At 62.6% G+C, this 15,377-nt stretch carries 17 protein-coding genes; 10 read left to right on the forward strand and 7 right to left on the reverse strand.

The features are described 5' to 3' along the window. The first annotated feature begins 27 nt into the window (after positions 1-27). The 6 genes from nrdI to WKB88_RS12710 all read left to right on the forward strand — a co-directional run bounded on the left by nrdI (position 28) and on the right by WKB88_RS12710 (position 5,953). Positions 28-537, forward strand: a complete 510-nt coding sequence (gene nrdI, locus WKB88_RS12685) for a class Ib ribonucleoside-diphosphate reductase assembly flavoprotein NrdI (RefSeq protein ID WP_445818917.1) — start codon at positions 28-30, stop codon at positions 535-537. Next, complete coding sequence (gene nrdE / locus WKB88_RS12690; protein WP_341395091.1) at positions 534-2,672, forward strand: class 1b ribonucleoside-diphosphate reductase subunit alpha; 2,139 nt, start codon at positions 534-536, stop codon at positions 2,670-2,672. Before nrdI ends, nrdE begins: the two co-directional genes overlap by 4 nt. Before the next feature lie 97 nt (positions 2,673-2,769). Beyond that, the gene (locus WKB88_RS12695) at positions 2,770-3,486 is read left to right on the forward strand and encodes an NUMOD3 domain-containing DNA-binding protein (RefSeq protein ID WP_341394906.1); all 717 of its coding nucleotides are present in this window, start codon (positions 2,770-2,772) and stop codon (positions 3,484-3,486) included. Continuing rightward, on the forward strand, positions 3,483-4,457 hold the full coding sequence (gene nrdF / locus WKB88_RS12700; RefSeq protein ID WP_341394907.1) for a class 1b ribonucleoside-diphosphate reductase subunit beta: 975 nt from the start codon (positions 3,483-3,485) through the stop codon (positions 4,455-4,457). The genes WKB88_RS12695 and nrdF overlap by 4 nt, the downstream gene beginning before the upstream one ends. A 164-nt stretch (positions 4,458-4,621) precedes the next feature. Then, positions 4,622-5,227, forward strand: a complete 606-nt coding sequence (locus WKB88_RS12705; protein WP_341394908.1) for a mycothiol transferase — start codon at positions 4,622-4,624, stop codon at positions 5,225-5,227. Positions 5,228-5,365: 138 nt separating this feature from the next. Then, positions 5,366-5,953, forward strand: a complete 588-nt coding sequence (locus tag WKB88_RS12710) for a DivIVA domain-containing protein (RefSeq protein ID WP_341394909.1) — start codon at positions 5,366-5,368, stop codon at positions 5,951-5,953. Here the strand turns inward: WKB88_RS12710 and WKB88_RS12715 are convergent. The 4 genes from WKB88_RS12715 to WKB88_RS12730 all read right to left on the reverse strand — a co-directional run bounded on the left by WKB88_RS12715 (position 5,950) and on the right by WKB88_RS12730 (position 8,089). After that, positions 5,950-6,501, reverse strand: coding sequence for a DUF1697 domain-containing protein (locus WKB88_RS12715; RefSeq protein ID WP_341394910.1), 552 nt, complete (start codon positions 6,499-6,501; stop codon positions 5,950-5,952). The two genes, WKB88_RS12710 and WKB88_RS12715, sit on opposite strands and share 4 nt — an antisense overlap. 80 nt (positions 6,502-6,581) lie before the next feature. Beyond that, on the reverse strand, positions 6,582-6,869 hold the full coding sequence (locus WKB88_RS12720) for a hypothetical protein (RefSeq protein ID WP_341394911.1): 288 nt from the start codon (positions 6,867-6,869) through the stop codon (positions 6,582-6,584). Continuing rightward, a complete protein-coding gene (locus tag WKB88_RS12725) occupies positions 6,866-7,252 on the reverse strand; it encodes a serine/threonine protein phosphatase (RefSeq protein WP_341394912.1) in 387 nt (128 codons plus the stop codon). The genes WKB88_RS12720 and WKB88_RS12725 overlap by 4 nt, the downstream gene beginning before the upstream one ends. A gap of 3 nt (positions 7,253-7,255) precedes the next feature. After that, complete coding sequence (locus WKB88_RS12730) at positions 7,256-8,089, reverse strand: SDR family oxidoreductase (protein WP_341394913.1); 834 nt, start codon at positions 8,087-8,089, stop codon at positions 7,256-7,258. A 425-nt stretch (positions 8,090-8,514) separates the two neighbouring features. On the opposite strand from WKB88_RS12730, the gene WKB88_RS12735 reads away from it, so the two are divergent. From WKB88_RS12735 to WKB88_RS12745, 3 genes are all read left to right on the forward strand, one after another. Beyond that, positions 8,515-10,137: a GH25 family lysozyme gene (locus WKB88_RS12735; protein ID WP_341394914.1), complete on the forward strand. Its 1,623-nt coding sequence runs from the start codon at positions 8,515-8,517 to the stop codon at positions 10,135-10,137. 148 nt (positions 10,138-10,285) lie between these two features. After that, positions 10,286-10,432, forward strand: a complete 147-nt coding sequence (locus tag WKB88_RS12740) for a toxin-antitoxin system HicB family antitoxin (protein ID WP_268911418.1) — start codon at positions 10,286-10,288, stop codon at positions 10,430-10,432. 155 nt (positions 10,433-10,587) lie between these two features. After that, a complete protein-coding gene (locus WKB88_RS12745) occupies positions 10,588-11,976 on the forward strand; it encodes a CAP and S-layer homology domain-containing protein (protein ID WP_341394915.1) in 1,389 nt (462 codons plus the stop codon). Between the two features lie 80 nt (positions 11,977-12,056). On the opposite strand, the gene WKB88_RS12750 is transcribed toward WKB88_RS12745, so the two are convergent. Next, the gene (locus WKB88_RS12750) at positions 12,057-13,034 is read right to left on the reverse strand and encodes an NAD-dependent epimerase/dehydratase family protein (protein WP_341394916.1); all 978 of its coding nucleotides are present in this window, start codon (positions 13,032-13,034) and stop codon (positions 12,057-12,059) included. 103 nt (positions 13,035-13,137) lie between these two features. Then, complete coding sequence (locus WKB88_RS12755) at positions 13,138-13,494, reverse strand: hypothetical protein (protein WP_341394917.1); 357 nt, start codon at positions 13,492-13,494, stop codon at positions 13,138-13,140. A gap of 73 nt (positions 13,495-13,567) precedes the next feature. On the opposite strand from WKB88_RS12755, the gene WKB88_RS12760 reads away from it, so the two are divergent. Beyond that, positions 13,568-14,365, forward strand: a complete 798-nt coding sequence (locus WKB88_RS12760; protein ID WP_341394918.1) for an SOS response-associated peptidase — start codon at positions 13,568-13,570, stop codon at positions 14,363-14,365. A 7-nt stretch (positions 14,366-14,372) separates the two neighbouring features. Here the strand turns inward: WKB88_RS12760 and WKB88_RS12765 are convergent, their stop codons facing one another. Next, a complete protein-coding gene (locus WKB88_RS12765; protein WP_341394919.1) occupies positions 14,373-15,344 on the reverse strand; it encodes an aldo/keto reductase in 972 nt (323 codons plus the stop codon). Positions 15,345-15,377 lie beyond the last annotated feature (33 nt).

Consider the following 15,377-nt stretch of genomic DNA (forward strand, 5'->3'; position numbering starts at 1 on the left):
ACCCGCACCGTCAGGAGCGCAGGAACCATGGCACTGGGGATAGCACACCGCTCCGGGATGACCCCGGATCCGGAATCCGCAGCAGACGCGCAGCCCGTCACTGACGCACCCCTGATTTATTTTTCATCGGCGTCGGGATACACCGGCCGCTTTGTCGGAAAACTGGACACGGCCGCAGGAAAAATCCCGCTTCACACCTCAGAACCCACTCTGCTGGCGCAACGCCCGTACGTCCTGCTGCTGCCCACCTACGGCGGCACAGCGGAGCAGCCGGGAGCTGCAGCGCGGGGCGCAGTGCCCAAGCAGGTCATCAAGTTCCTGAATAACGAGCACAACCGCTCCCTGATCCGGGGAGTAATCGGCGCAGGCAACACCAACTTTGGGGACACCTATTGCCTGGCGGCGGACATCGTCGCCGTGAAATGCAAAGTCCCCGTTTTATATCGATTTGAACTCATGGGCACGTCCGAGGACGTCGTCAAAGTAAACGAAGGATTGGAAGAGTTTTGGACGCATCAGTCGCAGAAGCCGGCATGACGGACTCCAAGGAGCTGCCGGAGGCCTACAAGGACCTGGGCTACCACGAGCTCAACGCCATGCTGAACCTGTACGGCAAGAACGGCGAGATCCAGTTCGACGCCGACCGCGCTGCTGCGCGCCAGTACTTCCTCCAGCACGTGAACAACAACACCGTGTTCTTCCACGACCTGGAAGAGAAGCTGGAATACCTGGTCAAGAACGAATACTACGAGAGCGAAACGCTCGACCAGTACTCCATGGACTTCATCCGCGAGCTCTACCAGCGCGCCTACAAGAAGAAGTTCCGCTTCGAGACCTTCCTGGGCGCGTTCAAGTTCTACACCTCGTACACGCTGAAGACGTTTGACGGCAAGCGGTACCTGGAGCGCTATGAAGACCGCGTCTGCATGGTTGCCCTGCACCTTGCCCGCGGTGACGAGAAGCTTGCCATGCAGATGGTCGACGAGATCATCGGCGGCCGTTTCCAGCCCGCCACCCCCACCTTCCTGAACGCCGGCAAGGCCCAGCGCGGCGAGCTGGTCTCCTGCTTCCTGCTGCGCATCGAAGACAACATGGAGTCGATCGGCCGTTCCATCAACTCCGCACTGCAGCTGTCCAAGCGCGGCGGCGGCGTGGCCTTCGCGCTGACCAACATCCGCGAGGTCGGCGCGCCGATCAAGCAGATCGAGAACCAGTCCTCCGGCGTCATCCCCGTCATGAAGCTCCTTGAGGATTCCTTCTCCTACGCGAACCAGCTCGGTGCCCGCCAGGGTGCAGGTGCCGTGTACCTGCACGCCCACCACCCGGACATCAACCGGTTCCTGGACACCAAGCGCGAAAACGCCGACGAGAAGATCCGCATCAAGACCCTCTCCCTCGGCGTCGTCGTTCCCGACATCACCTTTGAACTGGCCAAGCGCGACGAGGACATGTACCTGTTCTCTCCGTACGACGTCGAAAAGGTCTACGGCGTGCCGTTCTCCGACATCTCGGTCACCGAGAAGTACTACGAGATGGTGGACGACGCCCGGATCAAGAAGACCAAGATCAAGGCCCGCGAGTTCTTCCAGACCCTCGCCGAGATCCAGTTCGAGTCCGGCTACCCGTACATCATGTTCGAGGACACGGTGAACCGGGAAAACCCGATCGAGGGCAAGATCATCATGTCCAACCTGTGCTCCGAAATCCTCCAGGTTTCCGAGCCCACCACGTACAACGATGACCTTTCCTACGCCGAGACCGGCAAGGACATTTCCTGCAACCTGGGTTCGCTGAACATCGCCAAGACGATGGATTCCCCGGACTTCGGCCGGACCATCGAAACTTCGATCCGCGCCCTGACCGCAGTTTCGGACATGAGCCATATCGGCTCCGTGCCGTCCATCGCCAAGGGCAACGACGCTTCCCACGCCATCGGCCTGGGCCAGATGAACCTGCACGGCTACCTGGCACGTGAGCGCGTGCACTACGGGTCTGAAGAGGGCATCGACTTCACCAACATTTACTTCTACTCCGTGGTTTACCACGCGGTGCGGGCATCGAACCTGCTCTCCATCGAAACCGGCCGCAAGTTCGCCGGCTTCGATAAGTCTAAGTACGCCACCGGCGAGTTCTTCGACAAGTACGTCAACTCCGAATGGGTTCCCAAGACGGAGCGGGTGCGCGAGCTGTTCGAAGGCATTCACATCCCGACCCAGGCTGACTGGGCCGCGCTGAAGGCCTCGGTCATGGAGCACGGCATCTACAACCAGAACCTGCAGGCTGTGCCGCCGACCGGCTCGATCTCCTACATCAACAACTCCACCTCCTCGATTCACCCGGTGGCTGCGAAGATTGAGATCCGCAAGGAAGGCAAGCTCGGGCGTGTGTACTACCCAGCGCCGTACCTGACGAACGACAACCTTGAGTACTACAAGGATGCCTACGAAATCGGCTACGAGAAGATCATCGACACCTACGCCGCTGCTACCCAGCACGTGGACCAGGGCCTGTCGCTGACGCTGTTCTTCAAGGACACCGCCACCACGCGCGACATCAACAGGGCGCAGATCTACGCATGGCGCAAGGGCATCAAGACCATCTACTACATCCGCCTGCGCCAGCTCGCGCTCGAGGGCACCGAGGTGGAAAATTGCGTCTCCTGCATGCTGTAGCGGTTAGCTAGCCGGAATGGAAACGACGACGACGGCGCCGGCGGGATTTGTATATGGCATCCGACTCCGCGGACAGCGTGAGTACCGCTATGTGGGAATGACCACCAAAACCGTCGCTCGTCGTTTCGCTCAGCATCTAAGATCTGCCCGGGACGGACGCAAGACACCTTTCTATGATTGGCTGCGTAAACAGGACCAACAGGCGGTCCGGGTGGACCAGCTGCAGGAAGTCTGGGGTCCGGCCGCCGACCTCGGCGAGGCAGAGATACGTTGGATTGCCTATCTGAAACGGGAGGGAGACCGTCTTCTGAACCTCTCAAAGGGCGGTCTTGGCCCCTTAGGTGTCTTGTGGACAGCCGAGCAGCGTGAAGCTGCTCGGCTCAGGTCCACTGGGCGAAAAGGACTCAGCCGCTTCGGCGAAGACAACCCGTTCTACGGTCAGTTCCACAGTCCGGAGCAACGCCTAAAGTGGGCGGACGAGCGAAAGGGCCAGTACGCTGGTCAGGAGAACCCCAACTTCGGCAAGTTCGGCGCCGAGCATCCCGGATTCGGACATTCCATGACGGTAGTAGCGCGGCAGGAACTGTCGAAGGCCAGGACAGGTGCGGGCAACCCAAATTTTGAAAAACAAGCCAGCCAAGAAACCAGGGCAAAAATGTCTGCGGCTCGATTGGGACGTCCCATGCCCTCAAGTCGCCGCAGTGCCCACACCAGACATCACACCAATAAGGGCGTCGAGAAAGCCGACTGCAGGTATTGCGTCGAGAACTCAGCCACACCAAGTCTCTCTTCAGAAAGCGAATCGGAGTCATGACAGAGAAAATCAAGCTGCTCAGCCACGTTGAGGCGATCAACTGGAACAAGATTCAGGATGACAAGGACGTAGAAGTCTGGAACCGCCTGGTCAACAACTTCTGGCTGCCGGAGAAGGTGCCGCTGTCCAACGACGTCCAGTCGTGGAACACGCTCACCCCGGACGAGCAGCAGCTGACCATGCGCGTGTTCACCGGCCTGACACTGCTGGACACCGTGCAGGCCACGGTTGGCGCCGTCTCGCTGATCCCCGATGCGATCACCCCGCACGAGGAAGCCGTCTACACGAACATTGCGTTCATGGAGTCGGTGCACGCCAAGAGCTACTCCTCGATCTTCTCCACGCTGGCCTCCACCAAGGAGATCGACGAGGCCTTCCGCTGGTCCACCGAGAACGAGAACCTGCAGAAGAAGGCCCACATCGTCACGGATTACTACCGCGGCGATGACCCCCTGAAGCGCAAGGTGGCCTCCACCCTGCTGGAGTCCTTCCTCTTCTACTCGGGCTTCTACCTGCCGATGTACTGGTCCTCGCGGGCCAAGCTGACAAACACGGCTGACCTGATCCGCCTGATCATCCGTGACGAGGCCGTGCACGGCTACTACATCGGCTACAAGTACCAGAAGGGCCTGGAAGGTGTGTCCGAGGCCCGCAAGCAGGAACTGAAGGACTACACGTACGAGCTGCTCTTCGAGCTGTACGAAAACGAAGTCCAGTACACGCACGACCTGTACGACGGCGTCGGCCTGGCCGAGGATGTCAAGAAGTTCCTGCACTACAACGCCAATAAGGCGCTGATGAACCTGGGCTACGAAGCCATGTTCCCGTCCGCCCTGACGGACGTGAACCCGGCCATCCTGTCCGCGCTCTCCCCGAATGCGGATGAGAACCACGACTTCTTCTCCGGATCCGGTTCCTCCTACGTCATCGGCAAGGCCGTAAACACGGAGGACGACGACTGGGACTTCTAGTTCCAGACAGACTCCGAGGCATCTGAGCACTGCAAGAACCCGCTGCCCCCTTTTGGGGCAGCGGGTTCTTTCGTATTCAGGAAGCGGCGCTTTGCCCTTCCTCGAGAGGCTTAGGCCATGATCACCGTGGACGGTGGCTGCTCTCTTGGCCTAGTCTCCGCGCCATGACTGAAGAAAAAAGCAGGTACAGAATCGAACCGCCGCTGGCCGGTACGGAAATCGAGACCCTGCTGGGGTCCCTGGACCGGCAGCGGGCCACTTTTGCCTGGAAAGCCGGCGGCCTTGATGCCCAGGCGCTGTCCGCCACGGTGGGGGCATCAGCGATAACACTGGGTGGTTTGCTCAAGCATCTGGCCGGGGTCGAAGACATGAAATTTGCGTGGCAGCTGAAGAGGCAAGACCCGGGAGCCCCCTGGAATTCCGTGGATTGGCATAATGATCCGGACTGGGATTGGCGCACAGCCGCCGACGACAGCCCGGAAGATCTTTACCGGTTGTGGTTCGACGCCGTGGGGCGTTCCCGGCAGCGTCTTGCAGCGGCCCTCGAGGAGGGCGGCTTGGAGCTGCTGCTGCCGCCGATCGACGATGAGGTCGGCAGCCTGCGCCGCCTGCTGATTGACCTGATTGAGGAGTATGCCCGGCACGTGGGGCACGCGGATCTGATCCGCGAATCCCTGGACGGCCTGGTGGGGGAGGACCCTCCGGCTGACGTGTCCTGGCCGGGCCCTTCCCGGCAGGGGACGGGCGAAAGCGGCGGGCCACAGCATTGATTCCTGCACATGGATAAAAGCACAGCTATTGCACCATTGTGGGTTAGATTGGGCCCCGGAAAGCAGTCATAACTCGTTTTTCTGTTTTCGGCGGCGGATGTTTGCCGCGACCAGGCCCACATGAAAGTTGGAACAACCATGTCTCTGGAGAGACTTTCACTTCTGGCTCAAGGAGACAGCGACAACGGCGTCTCTCCGATTATGTGGGTCGCTCTTGCAGCGGTGGTCCTGCTGATCATCTTTATCGCGAATTCCTTTAAGTCCAAGAGCACAGCGGGCGGGAAATCGGGCGGGTCGTTAAACCTGAACGGCACCTCTTCCGCTGCACCGGCACCTCACAAGCCGGCACCCGACGAAGCGGTGGTTACGGCTGAGGATGTGGCGGCCATGCGGTTCATGCCTACGAAGTTCACAGAGGGCTACTCACAGCCTCAGGTCGATGAGCTTCTCAGTCGCGCAGTTGAGGAACTTCGCCGGCTTCAGGACGACAATGAACGCCTTCAGTTAATTGTTGCCAAGCGTTTGAACGGCCCTGCCGCTCTTACTGATCCAATTATTACGCCCGAACAGGTAGTGAATCAGAAATTCACTCCCACCAAATTCCGGGACGGTTATTCGCAGGATCAGGTCGACGACTTCCTGGGCAAGCTTGTTGTGGGTCTGAGGCACTGGGCTTCGGAAAACGACCAACTCAGGGCCCGGATTTCAGGAAACGTACGTTCTTAGTCCTGAAACAGGTTCCACAGTTTCTGGGTGGTGTTCCAGCTGCGGATGGTCATGGACTTGTACATCGGTGACGCCGCAACAGCACTCAGCCGGCTCTTGGTCCGTTCCGCGCTGAGGCGCTGGGAATAGATGACGCCCTCACCCGGCCAGACAGCGTCCACTCCCTCCCGGGGATTGAAAGCTGACAGTGCTTCAGCCGGATCAATGCCCATGAGGAAGATCGCGTCGGAATGGTACTTGCCCGGCTGCTCACCAAAACCTTCGGGCTTGTGCGCGACGACGTCCTGCAGCTGCCCCCGGCTGAGCACCAGCACCCTGACCAGCTCGTCGTCGAGCTCGAACCTCTCAGCCAGGGCTTTTTCAATACACGGCCCGATCTCCCCGGCAGCATCGGCGGATTCGAGCAGCACGTTTCCGCTCGCTATGTAGGTCATCACGTGTTCGTATCCCAGATCTTCCAGGTGTCCCTTCAGCAGCTTCATCGGGACCTTGTTCCTGCCGCCCACATTAATGCCGCGCAGCAGGACCAGATACGGGGTAGGTTCCATAATTCTCTCCGTCCATCAGCGGCCGCCAGCCGCGGGTCTGGGCGTCTTGCAGTGAATTTACCCCGGGGAGAGCAGAAGACCTAGGGTTCCGTCACCAATCTCCACCCGCCGGAGTCCACCTCGACGAGGACAGGCGGCCGGCCCGCCACGCCCCGCCGCCGCAACGCTTCCACCACGTCCGCCGGAGGAGCGGCCACCACAAACGTTTCGCCCCGAAAGAGGTCGGCCGTTTCATCAACCAGGGACAGAACATTGGCCCAGCCGGTGGCCTCGAACCGCTCGGCCACCCGCAGGCGGGCCAGCCATGGCGGCGGGGGAGCTCCGCAGCCGAGCAGCACGGCGCCGGCCGGGCACTGGAGATCGGTCACCGTTGCACCGGCGGCACCGGCCCCTGGAACAGCCGGTCGGTCGGCAGCAGGATTTCAATCGTCTTCGTCATATCCGCAGACTTGGCGATGGCGCCGGCGACCGACGGCGCAACCAGCACCCGGTCCCGCCGCACCTCCTGGATGAGGACCTGAACCTGATCGCCGTCGAGGTCCAGCCACCACTTGTCAACGAACATCCGCAGCCCGAGATCATCGAGCAGGCTCTCTGCCGTCTCCAGTTCCAGGGGCTCGGCCCGGCGCCGGTGGAGCAGGTCAAACGGCACGAACTCCCCGGCGTCGGTCATATGGATGTAACCGACATGTTCGCCGTCCAGCTTCCGCAGATGGTCGAACGTGTTCTCTACGGGCATCGGTCCGCTCATGGATCAGCCCGCCACTTTAATGCGCTGTCCCGTATCGACGCCGGCCACAGCCCCGCCGTCGACCAGCAGGTCCATGCCGGTGACAAAGCCGGCATCGGAGCTCAGCAGGAAGGCGACGGCGTTGGCGATGTCGCCCGGAGTGCCCACCCGCCCGGTCCCCGAGTTTTCAATCATGGCCCGCATATGGGCACCGGATTCACCGGCGAGTTCCTGCTGCCCCATGGGCGTGGAGATGACGCCGGGGCTGATGCTGTTCACGCGCGCCCCGCGGGCACCCCAGCGCAGGCTGGCCGTCTGCACGCGGACCTGGTTGGCGCGCTTGGCGATGAGGTAGGCGTAACCCGGGTTGTCGATTCCGGCGATGAACGGAATGAGGTGCAGGTCATCCACCGGCACCGTGGCCAGGCTGGCCAGCACATCAGCGGGAATGCTGCCGCCGGACATGTAGGCGGACATACTCGAAATAACGACGCCGGCACCGCCCGGCGCGATGACCTTCTCGAATTCCTCCAGCACCAGGGCGGCGCCGATCAGGTCGACCTTCCAGATGGCATCCACAGGGGCCTGGACGGGGGACAGCCCTGCTGTGTGGACCACCTGCGTGACTGCCCCCAGCTCTGCCGCGGCCGCAGCCAGGGCCGCCACCGAATCACGGGAGGACACGTCTACGCGTTGGGATACGACGTCGTATCCGTCACCGACAGCCCCGGCAACCACACTCTCGAGGAGGTCTTCATTGAAGTCGGCCAGGAGTACCTTCCGGCCCGCCCCCGAGCGGCGCAGGACGGCCTGGCCCATTCCGCCCAAACCGATAACTACCAGTACTTCAGTTGCCATGACGCTCCAATATCGCAGGGTCCGGGCAGGGAAGTCCCGGTAGCTACCGAGGATATCGTGTGCCGTGCCTTCTGTGGGTGGTATACGGGCCAGGTGACGGTGTCGATGCTGTGTTCTACCGCCGGAATGGGTGTGTAACGATTTACCTGCAAAATACTCGAGTCCGCTAGGTCGGCCTGATGCATGGAAATATCGTGGCATACGGTAAAAGCAGCGCGACGGAACCGAATCGTGTTGCCGCCGCTGCAACAACCCAAAAGTTACATCAAGCAAAAGTCCCGCAGTTCTTTCACTCGGTGCGGGAAACGCCAACGGCGAAGGTGCAGCTCTCTATGCACCCCGGCAAAAAAGGCAAAAAGGGACCGTGGGGGATCCCTCATTTCCTGCGGATACGCGGGATATCAACGACATCATCCAGGACATAAATGAAAACCACGACGCTTTCCACTGGTCTCACATCAGTTGCACTGGCCGCCTTGCTGGCTGTTTCCTGCCTCGCAGGTCCGGCCGCGGCCGCTGTCCCCGCCCTGGGGACAGACACGGATACCGCCGCCAGCGGCATCAGCGAAGCTGAACAGACGCAAATCATCGGCGAAAACGGCGCCTCAATGGGGCAGGGCCTGCACCGGCTGAACGTCACCGGAGACGCGCAGCTGCCAGCGCCGGATGAAGGTGCCGCGGCTATGCCGGAGGAGGGTGCCGGGACGACGGCGCCCGACGACGGCGCTGCTGGTGCCACTCCGGACGGAGACGGGAGCGCGGACGCCGACGCCGACGCCGAAGGCGAAACGGCGGCACCCGAAGCGGCGGAACCGCTCGCGGGAAACTGGCGCCCGGCCGGGATCCAGGGCATGGACGTCTCCAGCCATCAGGGCAACGTTGACTGGAACCACGCATGGGCGCAGGGGGCGCGGTTTGCCTATGCCAAGGCCACCGAGGGGATGACCTACAAGAACCCCAATTTCAACCAGCAGTACGGCGGTTCCTATAACGTCGGCATGGTCCGCGGCGCGTACCACTTTGCCCTGCCCAACGTCTCTTCGGCCGTTGACCAGGCCAACTACTTTGTGAACAACGGAGGGGGATGGTCCGCAGACGGACGTACCCTGCCGCCGCTCCTGGACATTGAGTACAACCCCTACACTTCCCTGGGCAACACCTGCTACAACATGAGCGCCGGGCAGATGGTCAACTGGATCCGCGACTTCTCCAACACGGTCAAGGCCCGCACCGGACGTGCGCCCATGATCTACACGACCACTGACTGGTGGAAAACCTGCACCGGCAACAGTGCCGCTTTCCGGGACAATCCGCTGCACATTGCAAGTTACAACGAAGTTGGAGCCGGCACGCTGCCCGCGAGCTGGAGCGTCTACAGCTTGTGGCAGTACAGCAGCACCGGGCCTTTCGTGGGCGACTCCAACGTTTGGAACGGGACAGCCGCAGGGCTGACGGCGTTTGCCCGCGGCGCAGCCCCTGCCCCGGCCCCTGCGCCCGTTCCCGTGCCCGGACCCTACAGCGACGTTCCGGGCAACAGCCAGTTCGCCAAGGAGATCTCGTGGCTGAAGGCAAAGGCGATCACCACGGGGTACCCCGACGGCACCTACCGTCCGGCGGACCCGGTCAAACGCGACGCGATGGCAGCTTTCCTCTACCGCGTCCAGGGCAAACCCGCTTACACGGCGCCCAGGGTTTCGCGCTTCCGGGATGTGGCAACGAACAACCTCTTCTACAAGGAGATCCACTGGCTGGCAGCCAGCGGAGTGGCCACCGGATGGAACGGAACCACCTACCAGCCCGGCGCAGACATTAACCGCGATGCCATGGCGGCCTTCCTGTACCGCTTGGCCGGCAGCCCGCGATACACACCGCCGGCGGTTTCCCCGTTCAGGGACGTTCCGGTCAGCAACATGTACTACAAGGAAATCAGCTGGCTGGCAGCGCAGGGCATCTCCACCGGCTGGAGCGACAAGACGTTCCGCCCGTACCAGCCCATTGCCCGGGATGCGATGGCGGCGTTCCTTTACCGGTACGACGCCAAGTTCTAGCGGGGCCCTTCAGGGCAACCGGCAGCGCACCACAGGCAGCACACCCCAGGTGTGCTGCCTGTGGCGTTCTCGGAGGTACACGGTCAGGGTGACGTAATGAACGCCGGAACGGTCGGGCGCGCCCGCAGACGCCGATACGATTTAACGCATGAACATTGAACTGCGGATTCCGCCGAAGCTGGGACGGGAATTGGAGGAGCTCGCCAAGGAGCAGGGGGTTTCCGTGGAAGTTCTCGTGGTTAACGGCGCGAGGCTGCTCCTTGAACACCGCAACCGCCGCAGCCACCTGGCGTAGCGGCTCCCCGCAGGGCAGGGCTGCGCGGGACTAAAGAATTCAGCAGATAATTGTCGAAATGACACAGATCAGCTGCCGCAGATAAGCGATATTGCTGCTCTTTGTTGGAGTGTCGAACAGATCCTCGATCCGGGGCGGTTACGATACTTCCAGCTATGAAGAAAAACACTACATTCCGGGCCGTTGCCGTTGCCGTCCCCGTTTCCTGCGCCCTTGTTTTTGCCTCCCTTGCAGTTCCCGGAGCAGCTGCTGCAGCTGATCCTTGGACAATGCTCCCGACAATCTCCACCGCCGATACCGCGGATACTGCCGATACCGCGGATACTGCCGATACTTCTGATATCGCCGATACGGGTGAGGTTCCGCCGGTCATGCCGGATACGCCCCGACCGGACCCGGCAGCCCTTTCCCCGGAGGCAGCCGACGCCTCGGTGAAGGCCGCTGCCGAGGAAGCCGGCCCGGGATACGGTCCGGAGGCCTTGCCGGAAGCCCTCCCGGAAGGGGCCGGCGGCGGGCAGGCAGCTGCCCCGGATGCCTCCACCGAATCGGTCCGCAGCGACCGTTTCTCCGGACAGGTCTTTGACCTGATGAATGCCAAACGCAGCGCCGCCGGCGTTCCCGCCCTCATCTGGAACCAGCACATTGCCGATGTTTCCCAAGGGTGGGCAAACCACCTTCGGGTAGCCACCGCGGATCCAAACTTCGATTGGGCGGGCATCCACCGCCCCGACGCCGGCGGATCGCTGATTCCCGCCGGCGCGAACTGGTACGGCGAAATCATTGCCTTCAACTTCTCCGCTGCCCAGGTGGTGGACTGGTGGATGAACTCCCCGGCACACCGGGCCGCCATGCTGGATCCGAGGGAAACCCATACGGGCGTCGGCTACGTGGTGCCGACCAGCGGACCGTACAAGGGCTGGCACTTGGTGGTCTCCAACTTGGCCGGCTATCCGAAAACGACCAAGCCCGCAGTGGTGTCTCCGTTCAGCGACCTGGTGGGCGGGCAGAAGTTCCTCGCCGAGATGAACTGGATGCACAAGCAGGGGGTTTCCACCGGATGGGCGGAAAAGAACGGCACGAGGACGTACCGGCCGTTCCAGCCGGTCAGCCGCGAGGCGATGGCCGCCTTCATGTACCGGTTGAAGGGGTCACCGAAGTTCGCGGCCCCGGCCAAATCGCCCTTTACCGATGTCTCCGTATCCAATCCGTATTACAAGGAAATTGCGTGGCTGGCCTCGACAAAGATTTCCACCGGCTGGGTCCAGAAAAACGGAAGCAAGGTATTTCTGCCGCATGATGCCGTCGACCGGGATGCGATGGCAGCTTTCCTTTACCGGTTGGCCGGTTCACCGAATTACACGCCGCCCAAGAGTTCCCCCTTTATTGATGTGCCTGTCTCGCATCAGTTCTACAAGCAGATTTCCTGGCTGGCTGCCAGCGGTGTCTCCACCGGCTGGCCGGTGGCCAACGGCAAAGCGTACAAACCCGGACAAACCGTCGCCCGGGATGCCATGGCCGCTTTCATGAAGCGCTGGGCTGCATAGGGGGCCAAAAGCCAGGAGCCAGGCTCTGCTGCTGAAGCAGCGGCCGGACCGCTCCCCACCCCCCCCCGGGGGCGGTCCGGTTAGCGGCCGGCGGCCAGGGCGTCCGAGAGCGCCATGAAATCCGGGTCGATCTTCTGCTCGTCGGGATGGGCGTCGTACCAGCTCAGAATCTCGGCGGCACCCTCCGCGAAGGGAATTTCGGCAGCGAACCCCGGCACCAGTGCCTTGATCTTTGAGTTGTCGAAAATGACCGAGTGGGACTTGTCGCCCAGCAGGCCCGGCCCGCGCCCGGGGTCCCGGGCGGCAATGGTCTCCGAAGCGACATGGACCAGCTCGGGTTCCGGCACGCCGGCGGCCGCTGCCAGGATCCGGTACACCTCGTTCCAGGGCAGGAACTCATCGGAAGTAATGGTGTAGCTGTCGCCAACCGCCTCGCCGCGGCCGAGCAGCCCGGTGAAGGCCCGGGCGAAGTCCCGGCTGTGGGTCAGCGTCCACAGCGAGGTACCGTCGCCGTGCACCAGCACCGGAAGTCCGGCACGCATCCGGTGCAGGTCCGTCCATCCGCCCATGAGGGGGATCATCGTGCGGTCATAGGTGTGGGAAGGCCGGACCACGGTGCCCGGAAACCCCTCGTCCCGATAGGCGGAGACGAGGAGGTCCTCGCAGGCGATTTTGTCGCGGGAGTACTGCCAGAACGGGTTGCGCAGGGGAGTGGACTCCAGGATCGGAAGCCGGGCCGGGGGCTTCTGGTATGCCGAGGCGGAACTGATGAACACATAGTGGCCGGTGCGGCCGCGGAACAGGTCCATCCCGGCGGCCAGCTGCTCGGGAACAAAGGAAATAAAGTCGGCGACGGCGTCAAAGTCGCGGCCCCCGAGAGCTTTTGACGCGGCCGCGGCATCGCGGATGTCCGCGTGGAGGACTTCCACGCCGGGCGGTACCGGCCGGGTGGCGGAAACTCCGCGGTTCAGCAGTGTCACGCGGTGTCCAAGCCGGCTTGCGTGCTCGGCGACGGCGGAACTGATGACTCCCGTTCCGCCAATGAGAAGAATATCCATGTGCGTTCCCTGACCGGTCGTAAGGGCCGCGTCGGGGGATGCACGCGCGGCACGGAGGAGAGTCCGCAGGCCCATTCTGCAGCACGATCCGGATTCTGTCCCGTTATTCTCCGGTGCGCTCCCCGGTGCGCTCCCCGGTGCGCTCGCCGGTGCGCTCGCCAAGGCCGGTCTTGCGGCCGCCGCTGGAGCGCCTGGTCACGGCCGATGCCCAGACCCAGGTGGCCCGGCGGATTCCGGCGTCGGTCCACAGCACCTGCACCGCCCTGGCGTTCCACGTGCAGGCTTCGCCCTTGACCTGCTCCGCAGCGTTCGGGAACCGGATCCAGGCCCAGACAGGGATGCCCGGCACGGAGGTAGTTGCCGGGTGATGCTCAAAATCCAGCTCTTCCGGGGTGAGTTCAATCGGCTCCGCGCGCCGGGCGTAGCGGGCGGCGAGCCGTGCCGCCGCTTCCTGATCCATGGTTAAAAGTAGAACACATATTCGAATGGTCGGATGCTGGGGAGTACTCCCCTCCTGCAGGCACAATGGGAACATGTGCGGACGTTACGTGATGGCAAAGGCAACATCGGACCTGGTGGCGGCGTTTTCCGCCGACCAAGCTGTGGGAGAGGACATTGCTCCCTCCTGGAACGTCGCACCAACGGACGACGTGCGGATTGTCACTGAGCGCGCCCGCCGCAGGGCAGGCGACGGCAGCGCCGCCGTCGACAGTTCCGCCGAAAGTGACGGTTCCGCGGCCGACGACGGCGGGAGCGCAGGCGGTGACGCCGTAGTGCGGCGGCTGGCTACGGCCAAGTGGGGCCTGGTGCCCGTCTGGGCGAAGGATCCCAAAATCGGCGCACGGATGATTAATGCCCGCCGGGAAACCGTCCTCGAGAAGCCGGCGTTCCGGAAAGCAGCCCGGAAGCGCCGGGCGCTGGTTCCGGCCGACGGTTATTACGAGTGGGAAAAATCCGGTTCCGCCAAGATCCCCACCTACCTGTATTCACCGTCGGAGGATCCTTTGGCGTTCGCCGGTCTCTATGAGTACTGGCCCGACCCTTCGCTGCCCGAGGACCACGAGCACAAGTGGCTGGTGAGCTTCACCATCATCACCACCGCAGCCAGTGATGCCCTGGGGCACATCCATGACCGGACGCCGCTGATTGTTCCGCAGGACCTGTACGGAGACTGGCTGGACCCGGGGCTGACGGAAACGGCCGAGGTCCAGCAGCTTTTGGACGCCGTGCCGGAACCGGTGCTGACTCCCCGGGTAGTGTCCAGCGAGGTGAACTCGGTTCGCAACAACGGCCCCCAGCTGATCCATCCGGTCGACGGCGCCGCAGAATAGGAACCGGCTACCAGGCGTAGTCCTCAGGAGCTGTGCGGTGGCCGGGGAAAATGCCGTCGAGCCGGCTGAGTGTGTCAGCGTCGAGTTCAACGTCCAGGGCCTTCAGCGCGTCGTCAAGCTGCGCCTGGATCCGCGGCCCCACGATCGGCGCGGTGACCGCCGGCTGGTGCAGCAGCCAGGCCAGGGCGAGGATCCCCGGCGCAACTCCGAGTTCGTCGGCGAAGTCCTCATACTGCGCCAGAGCATCCCGGTGGGTTTCCAGGGCCGCTTTGGCGCGGCCCTCCGCCCGGCGCCCGCCCTGTTCCGTTTTCTTCAGCACGCCGCCCAGCAGGCCGCCCTCCAACGGTGACCACGGGAGCAAGCCCAGGCCGTAATGCTGCGCTGCCGGAATAACCTCGAGCTCAACCGTGCGGCTGATCAGGTTGTAGATGGACTGCTCACTGACCAGCCCGTTGAAGTTCCTGCGGCGTGCGGCTTCCTGGGCCTGGCCGATATGCCAGCCCGCAAAGTTCGAACTGCCGTTGTAGATGATTTTGCCCTGCTGCACGGCAACTTCCATGGCCTGCCAAATCTCGTCCCACGGCGTGTTCCGGTCCACATGGTGGAACTGGTAAAGATCGATGTAGTCGGTCTGCAGCCGCTTGAGGCTCGCGTCCAGGGCGCGGCGGATATTCAGTGCCGAAAGGAACGTGTCATTGGGACGCTCACTCATGGAGCCGTACAGCTTGGTGGCCAGCACGGTGTCTTCCCGCCGTCCGCCGCCCTTGGCGAACCAGCGGCCAACGATCTCTTCGGTCCAGCCCTTCTGCTCGCCCCAGCCGTAAACGTTGGCAGTGTCAAAGAAGTTGATGCCGGCCTCGCGTGCGGAGTCCATAATGGCGTGCGCATCGGCCTCTTCGGTCTTGGGTCCGAAGTTCATGGTGCCCAGGCACAGGCGGGATACGTTCAGGCCGGAGCGGCCCAAATGGGTGTATTGCATGAAACCCTCGCTTGGAGTAGGAAGCCGCTTTCT

The sequence above is a fragment of the Arthrobacter sp. G119Y2 genome, from assembly GCF_038069765.1.
Taxonomy (GTDB): domain Bacteria; phylum Actinomycetota; class Actinomycetes; order Actinomycetales; family Micrococcaceae; genus Arthrobacter_B.

Excerpts from the sequence above, each read along its gene's own strand:
- WKB88_RS12730 (WP_341394913.1), bottom strand. The coding sequence starts at position 8,089 with ATGGCAACTGAAGTACTGGTAGTTATCGGTTTGGGCGGAATGGGCCAG.
- WKB88_RS12705 (WP_341394908.1), top strand. The coding sequence starts at position 4,622 with ATGACTGAAGAAAAAAGCAGGTACAGAATCGAACCGCCGCTGGCCGGT.
- WKB88_RS12750 (WP_341394916.1), bottom strand. The coding sequence starts at position 13,034 with ATGGATATTCTTCTCATTGGCGGAACGGGAGTCATCAGTTCCGCCGTC.
- WKB88_RS12745 (WP_341394915.1), top strand. The coding sequence starts at position 10,588 with ATGAAGAAAAACACTACATTCCGGGCCGTTGCCGTTGCCGTCCCCGTT.
- nrdF (WP_341394907.1), top strand. The coding sequence starts at position 3,483 with ATGACAGAGAAAATCAAGCTGCTCAGCCACGTTGAGGCGATCAACTGG.
- WKB88_RS12755 (WP_341394917.1), bottom strand. The coding sequence starts at position 13,494 with ATGGATCAGGAAGCGGCGGCACGGCTCGCCGCCCGCTACGCCCGGCGC.
- WKB88_RS12740 (WP_268911418.1), top strand. The coding sequence starts at position 10,286 with ATGAACATTGAACTGCGGATTCCGCCGAAGCTGGGACGGGAATTGGAG.
- WKB88_RS12725 (WP_341394912.1), bottom strand. The coding sequence starts at position 7,252 with ATGAGCGGACCGATGCCCGTAGAGAACACGTTCGACCATCTGCGGAAG.
- nrdI (WP_445818917.1), top strand. The coding sequence starts at position 28 with ATGGCACTGGGGATAGCACACCGCTCCGGGATGACCCCGGATCCGGAA.
- WKB88_RS12710 (WP_341394909.1), top strand. The coding sequence starts at position 5,366 with ATGTCTCTGGAGAGACTTTCACTTCTGGCTCAAGGAGACAGCGACAAC.
- WKB88_RS12760 (WP_341394918.1), top strand. The coding sequence starts at position 13,568 with ATGTGCGGACGTTACGTGATGGCAAAGGCAACATCGGACCTGGTGGCG.
- WKB88_RS12765 (WP_341394919.1), bottom strand. The coding sequence starts at position 15,344 with ATGCAATACACCCATTTGGGCCGCTCCGGCCTGAACGTATCCCGCCTG.
- nrdE (WP_341395091.1), top strand. The coding sequence starts at position 534 with ATGACGGACTCCAAGGAGCTGCCGGAGGCCTACAAGGACCTGGGCTAC.
- WKB88_RS12695 (WP_341394906.1), top strand. The coding sequence starts at position 2,770 with ATGACCACCAAAACCGTCGCTCGTCGTTTCGCTCAGCATCTAAGATCT.
- WKB88_RS12715 (WP_341394910.1), bottom strand. The coding sequence starts at position 6,501 with ATGGAACCTACCCCGTATCTGGTCCTGCTGCGCGGCATTAATGTGGGC.
- WKB88_RS12735 (WP_341394914.1), top strand. The coding sequence starts at position 8,515 with ATGAAAACCACGACGCTTTCCACTGGTCTCACATCAGTTGCACTGGCC.